The sequence below is a fragment of the Paracoccus sp. S4493 genome, assembly GCF_000967735.1.
GTDB classification, from domain to species: Bacteria; Pseudomonadota; Alphaproteobacteria; order Rhodobacterales; family Rhodobacteraceae; genus Paracoccus; species Paracoccus marcusii.
The window spans coordinates 1-221 of the sequence record NZ_JXYF01000427.1 but is presented as its reverse complement, the minus strand read 5'-3'; the positions used below and the strand labels follow the sequence as shown (position 1 = coordinate 221).

The following is a 221-nucleotide window of genomic DNA, read 5'->3' as shown; positions in this document are numbered from 1 at the left end:
AGGCCATCGCCGACACCCTGCGGGCCGAGATCACCTCGGGCCACTATCCCCCCGGCGACCGCCTGCCGTCCGAGGCGGCGCTGTCCACCCGTTTCGGGGTCAACCGCCACACGGTGCGCCACGCGCTGGCGCAGCTGGCCGACGCGGGGCTGGTCCATGCGCGGCGCGGGGCGGGGGTCTTCGTGACCGCGCGACCGACCGACTATGCCCTGGGCCGTCGG

1 protein-coding gene is annotated in these 221 nt (G+C 76.0%); it reads left to right on the top strand.

Annotated elements, in window-relative coordinates; translation table 11 throughout:
- A partial coding sequence (locus tag TW83_RS18240; protein ID WP_239441425.1) for a GntR family transcriptional regulator occupies positions 1-221 on the top strand: 221 nt, incomplete at both ends.